General features: G+C 68.6%; 14 protein-coding genes. 13 read left to right on the forward strand and 1 reads right to left on the reverse strand.

The genetic code is table 11. From position 1 onward, the window contains the following. The first annotated feature begins 4 nt into the window (after positions 1–4). Genes VLI63_RS10450 through VLI63_RS10460 form a run of 3 tightly spaced genes read left to right on the forward strand, consistent with a single transcriptional unit; the run spans position 5 to position 3,545 of the window. Positions 5–1,264 carry a 6-phospho-beta-glucosidase gene (locus VLI63_RS10450; protein WP_409156802.1) on the forward strand — a complete coding sequence of 420 codons (1,260 nt, stop codon included), beginning with the start codon at positions 5–7 and terminating at the stop codon, positions 1,262–1,264. Next, positions 1,261–2,268, forward strand: a complete 1,008-nt coding sequence (locus VLI63_RS10455) for an N-acetylglucosamine kinase (RefSeq protein WP_409157235.1) — start codon at positions 1,261–1,263, stop codon at positions 2,266–2,268. Before VLI63_RS10450 ends, VLI63_RS10455 begins: the two co-directional genes overlap by 4 nt. A gap of 44 nt (positions 2,269–2,312) precedes the next feature. Next, positions 2,313–3,545 carry a glycerate kinase gene (locus tag VLI63_RS10460; RefSeq protein ID WP_409156803.1) on the forward strand — a complete coding sequence of 411 codons (1,233 nt, stop codon included), beginning with the start codon at positions 2,313–2,315 and terminating at the stop codon, positions 3,543–3,545. Positions 3,546–3,627: 82 nt separating this feature from the next. On the opposite strand, the gene VLI63_RS10465 is transcribed toward VLI63_RS10460, so the two are convergent. Next, the gene (locus tag VLI63_RS10465; protein WP_409156804.1) at positions 3,628–5,058 is read right to left on the reverse strand and encodes a helix-turn-helix domain-containing protein; all 1,431 of its coding nucleotides are present in this window, start codon (positions 5,056–5,058) and stop codon (positions 3,628–3,630) included. Positions 5,059–5,193: 135 nt separating this feature from the next. Between VLI63_RS10465 and VLI63_RS10470 the strand changes: the two genes are divergently transcribed. From VLI63_RS10470 to VLI63_RS10515, 10 genes are all read left to right on the forward strand, one after another. After that, positions 5,194–7,053, forward strand: a complete 1,860-nt coding sequence (locus VLI63_RS10470; RefSeq protein ID WP_409156805.1) for a phosphoenolpyruvate carboxykinase (GTP) — start codon at positions 5,194–5,196, stop codon at positions 7,051–7,053. A gap of 83 nt (positions 7,054–7,136) precedes the next feature. Next, positions 7,137–7,724: a SigE family RNA polymerase sigma factor gene (locus VLI63_RS10475; protein WP_409156806.1), complete on the forward strand. Its 588-nt coding sequence runs from the start codon at positions 7,137–7,139 to the stop codon at positions 7,722–7,724. Next, a complete protein-coding gene (locus VLI63_RS10480; protein WP_409156807.1) occupies positions 7,708–8,481 on the forward strand; it encodes a hypothetical protein in 774 nt (257 codons plus the stop codon). The genes VLI63_RS10475 and VLI63_RS10480 overlap by 17 nt, the downstream gene beginning before the upstream one ends. Before the next feature lie 107 nt (positions 8,482–8,588). After that, positions 8,589–10,616 (forward strand): TPM domain-containing protein, encoded by a 2,028-nt coding sequence (locus VLI63_RS10485; RefSeq protein ID WP_409156808.1) that lies wholly within the window; start codon positions 8,589–8,591, stop codon positions 10,614–10,616. A 57-nt stretch (positions 10,617–10,673) separates the two neighbouring features. Continuing rightward, positions 10,674–11,411, forward strand: coding sequence for a PspA/IM30 family protein (locus VLI63_RS10490; protein ID WP_409156809.1), 738 nt, complete (start codon positions 10,674–10,676; stop codon positions 11,409–11,411). A gap of 139 nt (positions 11,412–11,550) precedes the next feature. Next, positions 11,551–12,192 (forward strand): NADPH-dependent F420 reductase, encoded by a 642-nt coding sequence (locus tag VLI63_RS10495; protein ID WP_409156810.1) that lies wholly within the window; start codon positions 11,551–11,553, stop codon positions 12,190–12,192. A gap of 38 nt (positions 12,193–12,230) precedes the next feature. Continuing rightward, positions 12,231–13,052 carry an arginase family protein gene (locus VLI63_RS10500; RefSeq protein WP_409156811.1) on the forward strand — a complete coding sequence of 274 codons (822 nt, stop codon included), beginning with the start codon at positions 12,231–12,233 and terminating at the stop codon, positions 13,050–13,052. Between the two features lie 75 nt (positions 13,053–13,127). Next, a complete protein-coding gene (locus tag VLI63_RS10505) occupies positions 13,128–13,928 on the forward strand; it encodes a crotonase/enoyl-CoA hydratase family protein (RefSeq protein WP_409156812.1) in 801 nt (266 codons plus the stop codon). Beyond that, positions 13,925–14,422 carry a peroxiredoxin gene (locus VLI63_RS10510; RefSeq protein WP_409156813.1) on the forward strand — a complete coding sequence of 166 codons (498 nt, stop codon included), beginning with the start codon at positions 13,925–13,927 and terminating at the stop codon, positions 14,420–14,422. The genes VLI63_RS10505 and VLI63_RS10510 overlap by 4 nt, the downstream gene beginning before the upstream one ends. Before the next feature lie 34 nt (positions 14,423–14,456). Then, on the forward strand, positions 14,457–15,860 hold the full coding sequence (locus tag VLI63_RS10515; RefSeq protein ID WP_409156814.1) for a dihydrolipoyl dehydrogenase family protein: 1,404 nt from the start codon (positions 14,457–14,459) through the stop codon (positions 15,858–15,860). Positions 15,861–15,872 lie beyond the last annotated feature (12 nt).

Consider the following 15,872-nt stretch of genomic DNA (forward strand, 5'->3'; position numbering starts at 1 on the left):
CAGCATGAAACTCACTGTCATCGGCGGAGGCTCCACCTACACGCCCGAGCTCATCGACGGCTTCGCGCGCCTGCGTGAGGTGTTGCCCATCGAGGAACTCTGGTTGGTGGATCCGGATGCGCACCGCCTCGAACTCGTCTCCGGTGTCTCGCGGCGCATGTTCGCCCGCGCCGGGCATCCGGGTGCCATCCACGCCACCTCCGATGTCGTGGCCGGGGTGGAGAACGCCGACGTCGTGCTGCTGCAGCTGCGCATCGGAGGACAGGCCGCGCGTCATGGCGACGAGACCTGGCCGCACGAGGCCGGAGTGATCGGGCAGGAGACGACGGGACCGGGAGGCTTCGCAAAGGCCCTCCGCACGGTGCCGGTGGTGCTGGACATCGCCGAGAAAGTGCGCACCCACGCGAAACCTGATGCCTGGATCATCGACTTCACCAACCCGGTCGGCATCGTCACACGAGCCCTTGTCGGGGCCGGCCACCGCGCCGTGGGACTCTGCAATGTCGCCATCGGTTTCCAGCGACGATTCGCCGCGATGCTCGACGTGGACTTCCGCGAGGTGCGGCTCGACCACGTCGGCCTCAATCACCTCACCTGGGAGCGCGGCGTCACCGTCGGCGGCCGGGATGCGCTGCCCGAACTGCTCGCCTCGCGCCTCGGAGACCTCGCGGACGAGGTCGAACTGGCGCCGGAGCTGCTCTCGCTGCTCGGATCGGTGCCCTCGTACTACCTCCGGTACTTCTACAGCCACGACCAGGTGCTGCGCGAACAGCTCGGCTCCCCCACCCGTGCCCAGGCCGTGATGGAGGTCGAGGCCGAGCTGCTTCGGCTCTACGCCGACCCGCACGTCGACACCAAGCCGGCCATCCTCGAGAAACGCGGCGGCGCGTACTACTCCGAGGCGGCGGTGGACCTCATCGCATCCCTGGTCTCGGACCGGCGCGATGTGCAGGTGGTGAACATCCGCAATGACGGCGCCCTGCCGTTCCTGCCCGACGACCACGTGATCGAGGTGCCGGCGACGGTGGCAGCAGCGGGGCTCACGGCCCTGCCGATCGCACCGCTACCGGATGACCTGGCGGGCCTCATCGCGGACGTCGCAGGCTACGAGCGCCTCGCTCTCGATGCTGCGCTGCACGGCGGCCGCGACCGTGTTCTGCGGGCGATGGTCGCCCATCCTCTCGTGCGCCAGTTCGATCGCGCCGAGAAGCTCACCGACCTGCTGCTGGCCGAGAACAGCCGACATCTCGCGTGGACGCGATGAACGCGGATGCGGGCGTCATCGTCGCCATCGATGGCGGCGGGTCGAAGACGGATGCCGTCGCTGTCGACCTCGACGGCACCGTACGGGCACATGCCCGGGGCGCGGCCTCCAACCCGCAGACGCAGGGGCTCGGCGCCGCCGTCGCGGTCGTCGACTCGCTCGTCACCGAGGTGCTCGACAGTGCCGGGCTCCCCCTCGTCGGCACCGGGGTCTTCGTCTCCGGCCTCGACCTGGAGATCGAGATCGAGATCTTTCGCGAGGCCGTCGCTCACCTGCCCTGGGCCTCGGTCGGCAGCCCCCTCGTCGACAACGACATGTTCGCCCTCCTGCGCACCGGCACCCAGCAAGCCGATGCCGTCGCCGTGATCTGCGGGACCGGCATCAACTGCGTCGGCGTGCGCGCGGACGGGGCCACGGCCCGATTCCCCGCTCTCGGCCCCATCTCCGGCGATTGGGGCGGCGGCTTCCAACTGGGCGAGCAGGCCCTGTGGCATGCTGCCCGGGCGGGCGACGGCCGCGGGCCGGCCACACAGTTCAGCCGGTCCATCCCCGACTTCTTCGGGTTGCCCGACATCCGGGCGGTGATCGAAGGGCTCCATTTCGCCCGCCTCTCCGTGGCGAGCCTTGCGCTCCTCGCCCCGCTCGTCTTCGATGCCGCGGACAGCGGTGATGCCGCGGCGACCCTCATCCTCGACCGCCAGGCCGAGGAGATCGTGGCTCTTGCCGGTGCGGCCATCAGTCGGCTGGAGTTGGATTCCCGCCGCGTTCCCGTGGTGCTCGGAGGCGGCGTGCTCGCCGCGGGACATGCCGCCTTTCTCGCCTCCATCGAGGAGAAGCTCAGCCGGCGGAGTCCCCTCGCACGGATAGCCCTGGTGCGAGACAGGCCCATCGTCGGCGCCGCGCTGCTCACCCTCGAAGCCGCCGGTGCGACGCTCGCGGTCACTTCGACAGCGCACACCGCGCTTGCGCTCACCTTCGCCCGGCTGGATGAAGCCACCCCGTGAGAAACGCGCGCCGATAACATCGGGAGCGTGACTGGTTCCGCCGGATGAAGATCGTGATCGCTCCCGATTCGTTCAAGGGCTCACTCGGCGCGCTCGACGTCGCTCGAGCGATCGCCGCGGGCTGGGAGTCGGTGCGCCCAGGGGACTCGCTCACGCTGATCCCCCTTGCGGACGGCGGGGAGGGCACACTCGATGCGGTCGAGGCCTCCGTGCCGGGGGCGCAGCGGCGCGACGCCGGGCCGGTGACCGGACCGGACGGAAGGCATACCCCGGGAGCCTGGCTGTCGCTTCCGGACGGCACGGCCATGGTCGAACTGGCCCAGATGTCGGGGATTCCCCTGATGCGAAGCCTCGATCCGCTCGGTGCATCGACGGAGGGGCTCGGCCAGGTGATCGGCAGCGCACTGGCCTCAGGCGCTTCGCGGCTCATCATCGGGTTAGGAGGGTCGGCCTCGACGGATGGTGCGGCCGGCGCCCTCTCCGCCCTCGGTCTTCGCTCTGACGGCACCCTCACCGCGGGCGGGGCCGCGCTCGCCTCGCTGGGCTCCCTCGACCGCTCGCAGCTCAGAGCACCGCCGCCGGACGGTGTCACGCTGTTGACGGATGTCTCGGCTCCCCTGCTCGGACCGACCGGCGCCGCGGCGGTCTTCGGGCCGCAGAAGGGGGCATCGCCTGCCGAAGTCAAGCAGCTGGACGCGGCTCTCGCCCATTTCGCCGAACTTCTCGGTGGGGATCTTCGCGGCGCTGAAGTTGCCACGGCCGAAGTTGCCAGCACCGGAACTGCCGGCGCCGAAATTGCCGGCGCCGAAACTTTCGGCGCCGAAACTTCCAGTGCCGAAACTTCCAGTGCCGACCACCTCGCTGCCGATCCCACACGACCGGGAACCGGCGCCGCCGGTGGTGCTGCCTACGGATTCGCGGCGGTCTGGGGTGCCCGCATCGAGCCCGGCGCCGAGTACCTCTGCGCCCTCACGGGAGTGCCGGCAGCGATAGCCGGGGCGGATCTGCTGATCACCGGCGAGGGGCGCTTCGACGCGACATCCAGCACGGGAAAGCTCGTCGGCACGCTGATCGGTCTGGCGGGCGAGCGTGGCGTTCCGGTCGCCGTGATCGCGGGGCAGCTCGCGGTGGCGCCGGTCGGTTCCGACGGCAGGGCGCTCTGGGCATCCGGGCTCGCGGACGTCGCGGGCTCGGCCGAGGCGGCGATGGCCGACCCCGCCCGCTGGCTGCGGGAGGCCGGAGCCGCGGCGGCCCGGGGCGCCAAGACTCCCCGATGAGACCGCCCTCACAACCGCCCGCCCGGAGCAGGAGTCGGACCCTGAGCTCTGTCGGCCCGGGGAGGGCGGCCGCGTCCGCCGGTCACTCCCCGGAGTGGGCCTCGAGGAAGGCGTAGAGCTCGGTGTCGTCGACGCCCGGGAACGTGCCCGAGGGCAGTGGCGCGAGGATGTGGGCGTGCAGCTTCGCGCTCGGCCACGCCTGGTGCGCCCACCGCTTCGACAGCTCCGTGTCGGGGCGCCGGCAACAATTCGCGTCGGGGCAGCGTGAGGTCACCCGATTGGTCGTGTCGCGCCCGCGGAACCACTTCGCATCGGCGAACGGCACCCCGAATGTGATGGAGAACTCCTCGTTGCTCGCGGTGCCGGTCTGGGTCGAACACCAGTAGGTGCCGGTGGGCGTATCGGTGTACTGGTAGAACTCGTTGGTGCGGTTGGGGCGCCAGAACGCGGTGCGGGCGCTCCAGTGGCGGCACACCAACTGCCCCTCGGTCGAGCCCGTGACATCCGTCGGCAGTTGCAGCCCGTCGTTCTCGTAGCCCTTATAGAGCGCGCCGTCTTCGCCGACCCGCAGGAAGTGCACCGGCATCCCCAGGTGGGTCGTCGCGAGGTTGGTGAAGCGCAGCGCCGCCGCTTCGTGTGTGACGCCGAAGGCATCCCGGAAGTCCTCGACCGCGAGGTTGCGCTCCGCCTTCGCCCGGTTGAGGAACTCCACCGACTGGGTGAGAGGCATGAGACAGGCCGCGGCGAAATAGTTGATCTCGAGCCGCTGGCGAAGGAATTCGGCGTAGCTCTCGGGTTCCTGATGCCCGAGCAGACGGTGCGCGAGCGCCTGGAGCGCCATCGAGCGCAGCCCGTGCCCGCCGGGGATCGACGCGGGCGGCAGGTAGATCCGCCCGTTGGCGAGGTCGGTGACAGAACGCGTGGAGTGCGGAAGGTCATTCACGAAGATCAACTCGAAGCCCAGCTTCTTCGCCATGAGGTTGACGGCGCGATGGGTGAGCGCGCCGCCGACGTAGCCGACGCCGCGAACGGCCTCCTCGGCGAGCTCTTCGATCTCCGGCATGTAGTTGTCTCGGGTGCGCATGGATTGCCGCAGCTCGGTGTTCGCCCGGCGGGCCTCCTCCGGGGTGGCGATCGCCTCGCGTGCCCGACGGGCGAGCTCGCGATGAAGTCCGACGAGCGACTGGAGGGTCTCCTCCGGCATCGTGCGGGAGGGACGGATGGCCGGGAGACCGAGCCCCTGGTAGACGGCCGCCTTCTGCATCCGGTCCAGTTCGATCTCGAGAGCGGCGCGCGGCGTCGGGGGCGCGTCATCGAGCAGTTGGGAGACCGGGATGCCGACGGTGCCGGCGATCCCCTGCAGCAGGGAGAGCCGGGGTTCGCGACGCCCGTTCTCCATCAGGGAGAGCTGACTGCCCGCAATGCCGACCCGCTCCCCGAGTTGGTCGAGGGTGAGACCCGCTTCGTTGCGGAAATGTCGGATGCGCTGGCCCAGCGTCGCAAGATCGGTCATGCATTTGACACTAGTGAAAGATTGCCCATTCTTACCAGCTGTTTCGCTGGAAATGACGAAGAAAGTCGCGCAATCTTGTCTCAGGGCCGGAATTTTCGGCCACCCAGCCCGGCCCCCAGACGAAACGGACGAGACATGACCATCACCTCAGCCCGACCGACCTCCCTTCCCACCGCGCCGGACGCCGCCGGTGCAGTGCCGATGAACGCCGATTCGCGCGTCGTCGCGTGGGTCGCGTCCATTGCCGCCATCACCACCCCGGACGCCGTCGTCTGGTGCGACGGATCGCTCGCCGAGAACGACCGTCTCACTCACCTGATGGTCGACTCCGGAACCCTCCTGCGCCTCAATGCCGAGCACCGCCCCAACAGCTTCCTCGCCCGCAGCGACCCGAGCGATGTCGCTCGCGTCGAGGCCCGCACTTTCATCTGCTCGGAATCCGAGGATGCCGCTGGACCGACCAACAACTGGCGCGAGCCCGCCGAGATGCGTGCGACGCTCGCCGGACTGTTCTCCGGCAGCATGCGCGGCCGCACGATGTACGTCGTGCCGTTCTCGATGGGTCCCCTCGGCAGCCCGCTCGCCAAGTTGGGCGTGCAGCTCACCGACTCCCCTTACGTCGTCGTCAGCACCCGCATCATGACGCGGATGGGAGCGGACGCCCTCGCGCTCATCGGCCCGGACACCGAGTGGGTTCCCGCGGTTCACAGCGTCGGAGCCCCCCTCGTCGACGGCGCGAAGGACGTGCCGTGGCCCTGCAACGAGACCAAGTACATCTCCCACTTCCCGGAGACCCGAGAAATCTGGTCGTTCGGCTCGGCCTACGGCGGAAATGCCCTGCTCGCGAAGAAGTCCTTCGCCCTCCGGATCGCCTCCGTGCTCGCCCGGGACGAGGGTTGGCTCGCCGAACACATGCTGATCCTCAAGGTGACGAACCCGCGCGGCAAGGCCTTCCACGTCGTCGCTGCGTTTCCCTCCGCCTGCGGCAAGACCAACCTCGCGATGCTCAAGCCGTCGATTCCCGGCTGGAAGGTCGAGACGATCGGGGACGACATCGCCTGGCTGCGTCCCGGCCCCGACGGCCGCCTGCGGGCCATCAACCCGGAGGCCGGGTTCTTCGGCGTCGCTCCCGGCACCGGGCGTGCCACGAACGAGACCGCCATCGACACACTCTGGGGCAACACGATCTTCACCAACGTCGCCCTCCGAGAAGACGGCGACGTGTGGTGGGAGGGGCTGAGCGCCAAGGCTCCCGACAACCTGGTCGACTGGCAGGGCAAGGCGTGGAACGCGACATCCGCAACCCCCGCCGCCCACCCCAACTCCCGCTTCACCGTGGCTGCAGCCCAGTGCCCGGCGATCGCCGACGACTGGGACGACCCGGAGGGTGTCGTCATCGACGCCATCATCTTCGGTGGACGCCGTGCCACGAACGTGCCGCTGGTCACCGAGGCTCGGGGCTGGGAGCATGGCGTGTTCGTCGGGGCCACCGTCTCCTCCGAGCGCACCGCCGCGGCCGAGGGCACCCTCGGAGAACTGCGTCGCGACCCCTTCGCGATGATGCCGTTCTGCGGCTACAACATGGCAGACCACTGGTCGCACTGGCTCGATATCGGCAAGACTCTCGGAGCGAAGGCACCCAAGATCTTCCAGGTGAACTGGTTCCGCAAGGATGCCGACGGGTCGTTCCTCTGGCCCGGTTTCGCCGAGAACTCCCGGGTTCTCGAGTGGATCCTGGAGCGTGTCGACGCACGCGTCCCGGCTCTCGACACCCCTCTCGGGTGGAAGCCGGTCGACGGCGGACTCAACCTCGACGGGATCGACGTGAGCCGCAGCGATCTGGCCCAGCTCTTCGATGTGGATCCGGACGCCTGGTTCGCCGAACTCGACGCGACAGAGCAGTTCTTCGCGACCTTCGGGGATCGACTGCCGGAGAGCCTCACGAGCCAGCTCACCGACATCCGCCGGCGCCTCAAGCTGTCCATCGAGAACTGATCGGCACGCGGTCACAACGTTTTCTCCCCCTCGTGCGTCTTAGAAGGTAGACACTCTTTGAGAAGACGCGCGAGGGGAACAGGATGGCCGCGGCAACACCACACGATCAGTCGGCTTACGGCGGCTGGCAATCGGTCGTCCAGACGCTCGTGTCCGAGCGGGGCAAGGCCCTCACGCGCTACGCCTGGCTGATCAGCGGCAGCGCGGATGACGCGGCAGACCTGGTGCAGGATGCCCTGGTCAAGACCTTCGGCCGCCTGCGCAACGGCTTCACGGTTTCGAGCGCCGAGGCCTATGTGCGTCGGGCCATCCTCAACACCTGGCTCGACAGTGGGCGCCGCACCACCCGCTGGCGCCGGATCGCGCACCTCACCGCCGTGCCAGAGGCCCAGGAATCCACCGCTCCCGCCACCGACAGCCGCATCGACCTCACGGCGGAGCTGGCCCGGCTCACCCCGCGGGAACGGGCCTGCATCGTGCTGCGGTACTACGAAGACCTCAAGGTCGACGACATCGCCGAGTGGCTCGGCATCTCCTCCGGCGCGGTGAAGCGCTATCTCAGCGACGGTCTGGCCAAGATGGCCGTCTCGCTCTCCGACGAACCCGACCCCGCCGCATCCACCCCGCACTCCACCCACCCACAGGGAGCGATCCATGTCCACAGAATCTGACCTGAAGAAGATGTTCGCCGAGACCGGCCCCTCCCTCGGCACAGTCGACCTCTCGCGCGTGCTCCGCCGCAGCTCTCGTCGCCGCGTCGCGCAGCAGTTCGCGGTCGGCAGCGCCACGACCCTCGCAGTGGCGGGAATCGGTGTCGCCGGGTTCACCGGCATCCGTGGCCTCCTGCCATCGTTCAGCTCGGGGTCGGCCACCAGCGCCAACGCACCGGAGACGAGAGGGGACTCTCCCCTCGGCGGCGCTGCCACCGATGGCGGGCTCAAGCGCGCTCCCGCCGACAGGATCAACCTCTGTGGCGGCACTCTCGCCGATGTCGCCCCGAATGCCGATGGCCTCGTGCTTACGGCTAGTTTCGAACCGGCGGATGCCTCCGCCGATCGCGTCTCCGGCACCGTGACCCTCACCAACTCCGGCACCGAGCACATCACCGGCACGACGGCCGCCACCCCGGCCATCACTCTCTCCCGGGACGGGGTCGTGCTGTGGCACAGCAACGGAGCCATGATCGCGATGGCCGCCCTCGTCGACCTCGCGCCCGGGGCATCCCAGACCTACCCGGCATCGTTCTCGCCGGTCACCTGCTCGACCGAAGACGATAGCGCCGGGAGTTTTCGCGAGGACCTGCCCCATCTTGCCGCGGGCGACTACCAGGTGTCCGCAGCCCTCGACCTCAGCCGCCAGGGCGCGGATGGCTCCTTCCTCAGTACCGACCTGGTGACCGGGCCGACCTCCCCGGTGATCCTGCGATAACCGCCCTTCATTCGCTGAGGGGGATTCAGTAGAATTGCAGGCGTCATCGCCATCGTCATCCCCCGCGGTCGAAGGAGTCTGCCATTCGCGTCACCGTCACGACCCGGGTGTACCGGCTGGCCGCCGCGCTCGCGATCGCGGTGGTGGCCGCCCTGGCGGCGCCGCTGAGTGCTCAGGCCCAGTCACCGGTCGATCTCGGCGGGGCCTACGTCGTTGACACCGTCAATGCGGTCGGCTCCCGCGGATCCGAGATCACCGCGGCCACCGACGCGCTCTACGCGTCGACGAAACTCCAGCTCTTCGTGGTCTATGTCGACAGTTTCACCGGCGTTTCCGACAAGACCGCCTGGGCGTCGAGTGTCGCGAAGAAGAACGGACTCGGCGCGAACGACATCCTGCTCGCGGTGGCGACGGTGGATCGCAACTATTCGATCTCTTACGGAGCGTCGGCACCGGACTCTTCCACCACGGATGCCGTTGAGACGAACGACATCATCCCGGCGCTGAAGAAGAGCGACTGGGTGGGTGCCGCCGTGGCCGCAGCGAAGGGATATGCGGGAGATACCGGCGGTAGCGCCGGCGGTGGATCCGACACCAACGCACCGGGCACCCCCACGTCGTCCGGCGGAGGTTCCGTGCTTCTCCTGGTGATCGTGCTCATCCTGCTGGCCCTCGTCGTGCTCGGGATCGTGTTCTTCGTGCGGTCGCGACGCCGCAGCGCGGGCGGTGCGGCATCCGCTCCCGTCGGTCCGAGCCAGGAGCAGCTCGACCAGAAGGCGGGCAGTCTTCTCGTGCAGCTCGACGATTCGCTGAAGACGAGCGAACAGGAGCTCGGTTTCGCCGTCGCCCAGTTCGGCACCGACGTGACGACACCGTTCAGTGCCACTCTCGCTACCGCGAAATCCCAGGTGGCCGAGGCTTTCACCCTGCGCCAGAAGCTCGATGACTCCGTGCCGGAGACGCCGCAACAGAAGCGGGAGATGACCTCCCGCATCATCGAACTCTGCGAAGCCGCGGACGCGGAACTCGATGCTCAGGCTGACGCCTTCGACGACCTGCGCAAGCTCGAACAGACCGCGCCGCAGGCGCTGGCGAGCGTGGTGACGGATGCCGAGGCGGTGTCGACGCGGCTCGCGACGGCGCGCGCGACGCTCACCAGCCTGCAGGCGACTTTTTCAGCGGCAGCGCTGTCCTCGATCGCCGGCAATCCCGACCAGGTGGCCAAGCTCCTCGAGTTCGTCGGCACCGCCGGATCGACGGCGAAGGCCGCGATCGCCAGCGGAGACTCCGGCACCGCGGCGATCAATGTGCGCGCGGCCCAGGCCAGTATCGGCCAGACCACCCAGCTGCTCGACGCGATCGATACTCTCGCGTCCAGCCTCACGGATGCCCGAAGCAAGCTCGCCGCAGCAGTGGCCGACACCCAGCAGGACCTCGCTACCGCTCGAGCCCTGCCGGCCACGGCATCCGGCTCCCTCAGCCAGCCGGTGGCGGCCGCCGAAGCTGCGCTTGCCGCTGCCACCACCGGGGCTGGCCCTGCCGATCCCCTGTCGAGTCTCGCCTCGCTCACCACCGCGAACGCCGCGCTCGATCAGGTGCTCGACGGCGTGCGGGATCAACAGCAGAAGTTGCAGTCCGCGACCGCGCAGCTGCCGACCGCCATGAGTGCGGCATCCAGCCAGATCTCGGCGGCCAACGACTTCATCACGACCCGTCGTGGCGGGGTCGGCAGCACCGCCCGAACCCGGGTCTCAGAAGCCACCCGCCATCTCGAAACTGCCGTCGGCCTCGCGCCCTCAGACCCGGTGAAGGCACTAGCGGAGGCAGCGGCGGCCCAGTCCCTGGCCGCGCAGGCGCTCTCACTCGCCCAGAACGATGTCGACTCCGCAGGCGGAGCTGGCCCGGGTGGTGGCCAGGGGGGAAGCTTCGGTGGCGGCCTCGGCGGCGCTATTCTCGGCGGCCTCATCGGGGGCATGCTCAGCGGTGGGGGCGGCCGAGGCAACAGCGGTGGCATCTTCGGCGGTGGAGGCATGGGCGGCTTCGGCGGCGGCGGCGGCTTCGGCGGCAGCTCACGGAGCTCCGGCGGATCCTTCGGCGGCGGCGGGGGCGGCCGCTCGAGTGGCGGCCGATTCTAAGACTTTTCGCTTCATCCAGATATCCGGATTCGCAATGACACAACGAAAGGAAACACCATGGCAAAGCAGTCAATTCTCGGACGTATCGCTCAGATGGCCAAGGCCAACATCAATGCGCTGCTCGATTCGGCCGAAGACCCGAAGATGATGCTCGACCAGATGGTTCGTGACTACACGAGCAGCATCTCCGAGGCGGAGAGCGCGGTGGCCCAGACCATCGGAAATCTCCGCCTGCTCGAACAGGACCACGCCGAAGACGTCGACAACGCCGCGGACTGGGGCCGCAAGGCGCTGGCGGCAAGCAGGAAGGGCGACGAACTGCGCACGGCGGGCAATGCCGCAGACGCGGACAAGTTCGACAACCTCGCGAAGGTGGCGCTCGGGCGCCAGATGGCCGCTGAGAAGGAAGCGAAGGACGCCGAGCCGACCATCGCGTCCCAGACCGCGGTCGTCGACCAGCTCAAACGCGGCCTCGATGCCATGCGCACCAAGCTGAGCCAGCTGTCGTCGAAGCGCGACGAGCTCATCGCCCGGTCGAAGACCGTTGAGGCTCAGACCCAGGTGCAGGATGCGGTCAAGTCGATCGACCTCACCGACCCCACGAGCGAGATCAGCCGCTTCGAAGACAAGATCCGTCGCCAGGAGGCGACAGTTCTCGGCCGCCAGGAGCTCGCCGCCTCGAGCCTCGATGCCCAGTTCGAGCAGTTGGATGCCTCGGATGACTCCGTGGAGCTCGACGCCCGGCTCGCCGCCCTCAAGGCCGGTGCGACGGCTCCCTCGGCGATCGAGCAATAGCCCCCGCCGGTCTAGCGGGAAGCGCCGGCGACCCGTATCGAGACCTCCTGTCGGGTCCCGATACGGTCGGCGGGGCGAGCTTCTCGACAAACCGTGATCTCGTGGGAACAATTCCTATCCCTCCCCGGTTACTTCACACATGACAACTATTGGAATCATCGGAGCAGGAAACATCGGCAGTCAGGTCGCCCGCAAGGCGGTCGAGAACGGCTACGACGTCGTCATCAGCAATTCACGGGGACCTGAGACCCTGACGGAGCTCGTCGCAGAGCTCGGGCCGAAGGCCACCGCGGGCACCGCCATCCAGGCCGCTGAGGCCGCGGACGTCGCCGTCGTCACCGTGCCGCTCAAGGCCTACGCAGACGTGCCCGTCGAGCCGCTCGCCGGCAAGATCGTGGTCGACACCAACAACTACTACTTCGAGCGCGACGGTCACATCGACGCCCTCGACGCCGGCGAGACGACCGTCAGCGGCATGCTGCAGGAGCACCTGCCCACCTCCCGGGTGGCGAAGGGCTTCAACCACATCACCGCAGCGGACATCACCGCGGATGGCTTCCCGAACGGCGACCCGAAGCGGCGCGCTCTCGCCACGTCTTCCGACTTCGCGGATGCCTCGGACTTCGTGACCAAGCTCTACGACGAATTCGGCTTCGACACCGTGAACATCGGCCCGCTCGCCGAGAGCTGGCGCGTCGAGCGCGACCGCCCGGCCTACGGCAGCCGCCAGAACGTCGCGGAGCTCGAAGCCAACCTGGCGAAGGCACCCCGCACGATCTGATCACTCCTTCTTCACCCGGTGGCGGCCATACTTGACAGGTGGCCGCCACTTTTCTCGTTGTCCCCCAATGGCAAGGCTCGGGTTCGTCCCGTGCCATGAGGCTCGCGGAGGGTGCGTCCGCGATCAGCGGCGACCTGCCGGTCTCGGCAACCGTCGTCGTCGAGGTGCCCTCCGAGGCTGGCACCGACGAGGGCAGCGAGGTTCTGCGCCTGAGCTCGCTTCGCCAGGTCCGTGACGCCCAGCTGGCCGCGCTCGCCACCATGTCCGGCCTGGCGATCACGATCGGCGGAGACTGCGGAGTCGACCTCGCCTCCATCCACCATGCTGGAGCACGCCACGAGGGAATGGCGGTGGTCTGGATCGATGCCCACGCCGACCTCAACACCCCGGAGGAGTCTCCGTCGCGAGCCTTCCACGGCATGGTGCTTCGCACGCTCCTCGGCGATGGTCCGGAGGCGCTGGTGCCCGGCTCTCCGGTCTCACCGACACGCGTGATCCTCGCCGGCACGCGCTCGCTGGATGACGGCGAACTCGCGTACATCGAGTCCGCGGGTATCCCGGTCATCGCTCCCGAGGCCCTCGACGCGGACTCGATCACCGCCGCCCTGGTCGCGAGCGGCGCGACCTCTGTGTACCTTCACGTGGATCTCGACGTGCTCGACCCGGGCGAATTCGGCTCTCTCGGCTACCCGGAGCCGTTCGGCGTCTCCCTCGCTACTCTGCTCTCGGTGATCGCCGCGGCCAAGGCGGCTCTTCCGCTGGCCGGAGCAGCGGTCACCGAGTTCGCACCGGCTTCGGCGGATGATGCGGCCGACGATCTCGGCAGCATCCTGCGCATCATCGGAGCGCTCGCGAGCTGAGCTCCGCCCTGTCGGCACAGCACCTAGCATTGAGCAACGGCCGATCGAAGCCGACCGCGTTCCGAAGGGCCAGCGATGACCGACACCACCCCCGAATCCCGCCGAATCACGGTGGAGCGCGACGGGCACGTGCTCCTGATCGGCTTCAACCGGCCGGAAAAACGCAATGCGGCCGATCTCGCCCTGCTGCAGGAACTCGCTCTCGCTTACGGCGAGCTCGAGCGTGATCCGGAGCTGCGAGCCGGATTCGTCTTCGCCCACGGTGACCACTTCACCGGCGGTCTGGATCTCGCCGACGTCGCGCCGAGGATCGGAGCGGACGGCCTCCACACGGTGCCCGCTGGGGGAATCGATCCCTGGCAGGTCTCCGGCCGGCAACTCGGAAAGCCCGTGGTCATCGCCGTGCAGGGCACCTGCCTCACCCTCGGAATCGAGCTGATGCTCGCGAGCGATATCGCGGTCGCCGCGGCATCCACCCGGTTCGGGCAGATCGAGGTCGCCCGCGGAATCCTGCCGTTCGGCGGCGCCACGATCCGCTTTCCTCGCGCGGTCGGCTGGGGCAACGCGATGCGCTGGATTCTCACCGGTGACCAGTTCGACGCGGCGGAGGCACATCGCATCGGTCTGGTGCAGGAGGTCGTGCCGGACGGCACGCAGTACGACCGTGGGCTCGAGCTCGCCCAGCGCATCGCCGCCCAGGCCCCGCTCGCGGTGCAGGCCGCGCTCGCCAACGCACGACTCGCGCTTCGCGAGGGTGATGCGGCGGCCGCCGCCGCGCTCCAGCCGGAACTCGTGCGACTCGTGCAGAGTGAGGATGCCGCGATCGGCATGACGGCGTTCGTCACGCGCACGACCGCAGAATTCGTCGGTCGGTGAGGGAGCTCACCCGGCTTCCCGCGGTGAGCCTGCGGGCGACCTTCGGGTCGAATGTCGACCTCTCCGCCCTCAGCGGTCGCACTGTGCTCTACGTCTATCCGCGTACCGGCCGCCCCGGCACCGAAGCGCCGGAGGGGTGGGACGTGATCCCGGGTGCACGCGGGTGCACGCCAGAGGCCTGTTCGTTCCGCGACCATTTCGCCGAGCTTCGAGCGGCGGGAGTAACCCGGGTCTTCGGGGTGTCGACCCAGGATTCCGACTTCCAGTCCGAAGCCGTCGAGCGCCTGCACCTGCCCTTCGCCATGCTCTCGGATCCAGGGCTGGTGCTCGCGGACGCCCTCGACCTGCCGACCTTCGTCGCGGGAGCAGAAACTTTCTACCGTCGCTTGACGATCATCGCGAACGGGTCGACCATCGAAAGGGTCTTCTTCCCCGTCGACGATCCCCAGAATCACGCCTCGGAAATCGTCGCGTGGCTCGGATCCCGCGAATAGAGACCACCCTGTCACCGAATCACTGGGAGCGCACATGATGGACACCACCTACGACCTGATCGTGATCGGCGCCGGCGCCGTCGGGGAGAACATCGCCGACCGCGCGGTGCAGGACGGCCTCACCGCCCTGCTCGTCGAGAGCGAACTGGTGGGCGGCGAGTGCTCGTACTGGGCTTGCATGCCCTCCAAGGTGCTGTTGCGGGCCGGTATCGTGCTGCGAGCCGCGAAGGCTGTCGGCGGCGCCAGCGAGGCGGTGAAGGGCGGGGTGGACGTCGCCGCCACCTTCGCCCGGCGCGACAGTTTCACCCACGACTGGGACGACGAGAGCCAGGTGAAGTGGGTCGAAGGGGCGGGCATCTCCCTCGTCCGCGGCCACGCGCGTCTCACCGGTGAGAAGCAGGTCACCGTCGATGGCACCGTATACACCGCGCGGCACGCTGTGGCCGTGAGTGTGGGATCCGATCCTCTGCTGCCCGCGATCCCGGGCCTCGCGGAGGTCTCCCCGTGGACCAGCCGGGATGCGACGAGCGCGAAAGTCGCTCCGAAGCGGCTCGCGATCATCGGCGGCGGAGTCGTCGGGGTCGAGATGGCGACGGCGTACCAGAGCTTCGGCACCGAGGTCACCATCATCGCGCGCTCCGGCCTCCTCGGCACCCAGGAGCCTTTCGCGGGCGAACTGGTGATGGCATCCCTGGAGAGATTCGGCGCGACGGTGCTGATGGGCGTGGAGACCACCTCCGCCCGTCGGGATGACGACGGTGTCACCCTCGCTCTCGACGACGGCTCGACTGTCGTCGTCGACGAGGTGCTCGTCGCGATCGGACGCGTGCCCCGCACCGGCGACCTGGGGTTCGAGAACATCGGTCTGACCCCCGGCGACTGGCTCGAGGTCGACGACACCATGCTGGTGAAGGGCTTCGACTGGCTGTACGCCTGCGGGGATGTCAATCATCGCGCGCTGCTCACCCACCAGGGAAAGTACCAGGCTCGTGCCGCGGGCGATGTCATCGCGGCCCGTGCCCTCGGTACCGGAGTGCACGACAACCGATTCGGAAAGCACGCCGCCACCGCGGACCACGAGATGGTGCCCCAGGTGACGTTCAGCGACCCGGAGGTGGCATCCGTGGGACTCACGGCCGCGGCGGCTGAGAAGGCCGGGTACGACATCCGTGTGGTCGACTACGACCTCGGCTCGGTGGCCGGCTCCGCTGTTCAGGCCGACGGTTACGAGGGCAAGGCGCGCATGGTCGTGGATGAGAAACGCGCGGTGATCATCGGCGTCACCTTCGTGGGGCAGGATGTCTCGGAGCTGCTGCACGCGGCGACGATCGCCATCGTCGGTGAGGTGCCGATCGATCGGCTGTGGCATGCGGTGCCGGCTTACCCCACCATGAACGAGATCTGGCTGCGGCTGTTGGAGACCTACGGGCGCCCCTGAGCGGACCCGCCG

The sequence above is a fragment of the Lacisediminihabitans sp. H27-G8 genome (genome assembly GCF_046156175.1).
In the GTDB taxonomy this organism is placed as follows: Bacteria; Actinomycetota; Actinomycetes; order Actinomycetales; family Microbacteriaceae; genus Lacisediminihabitans.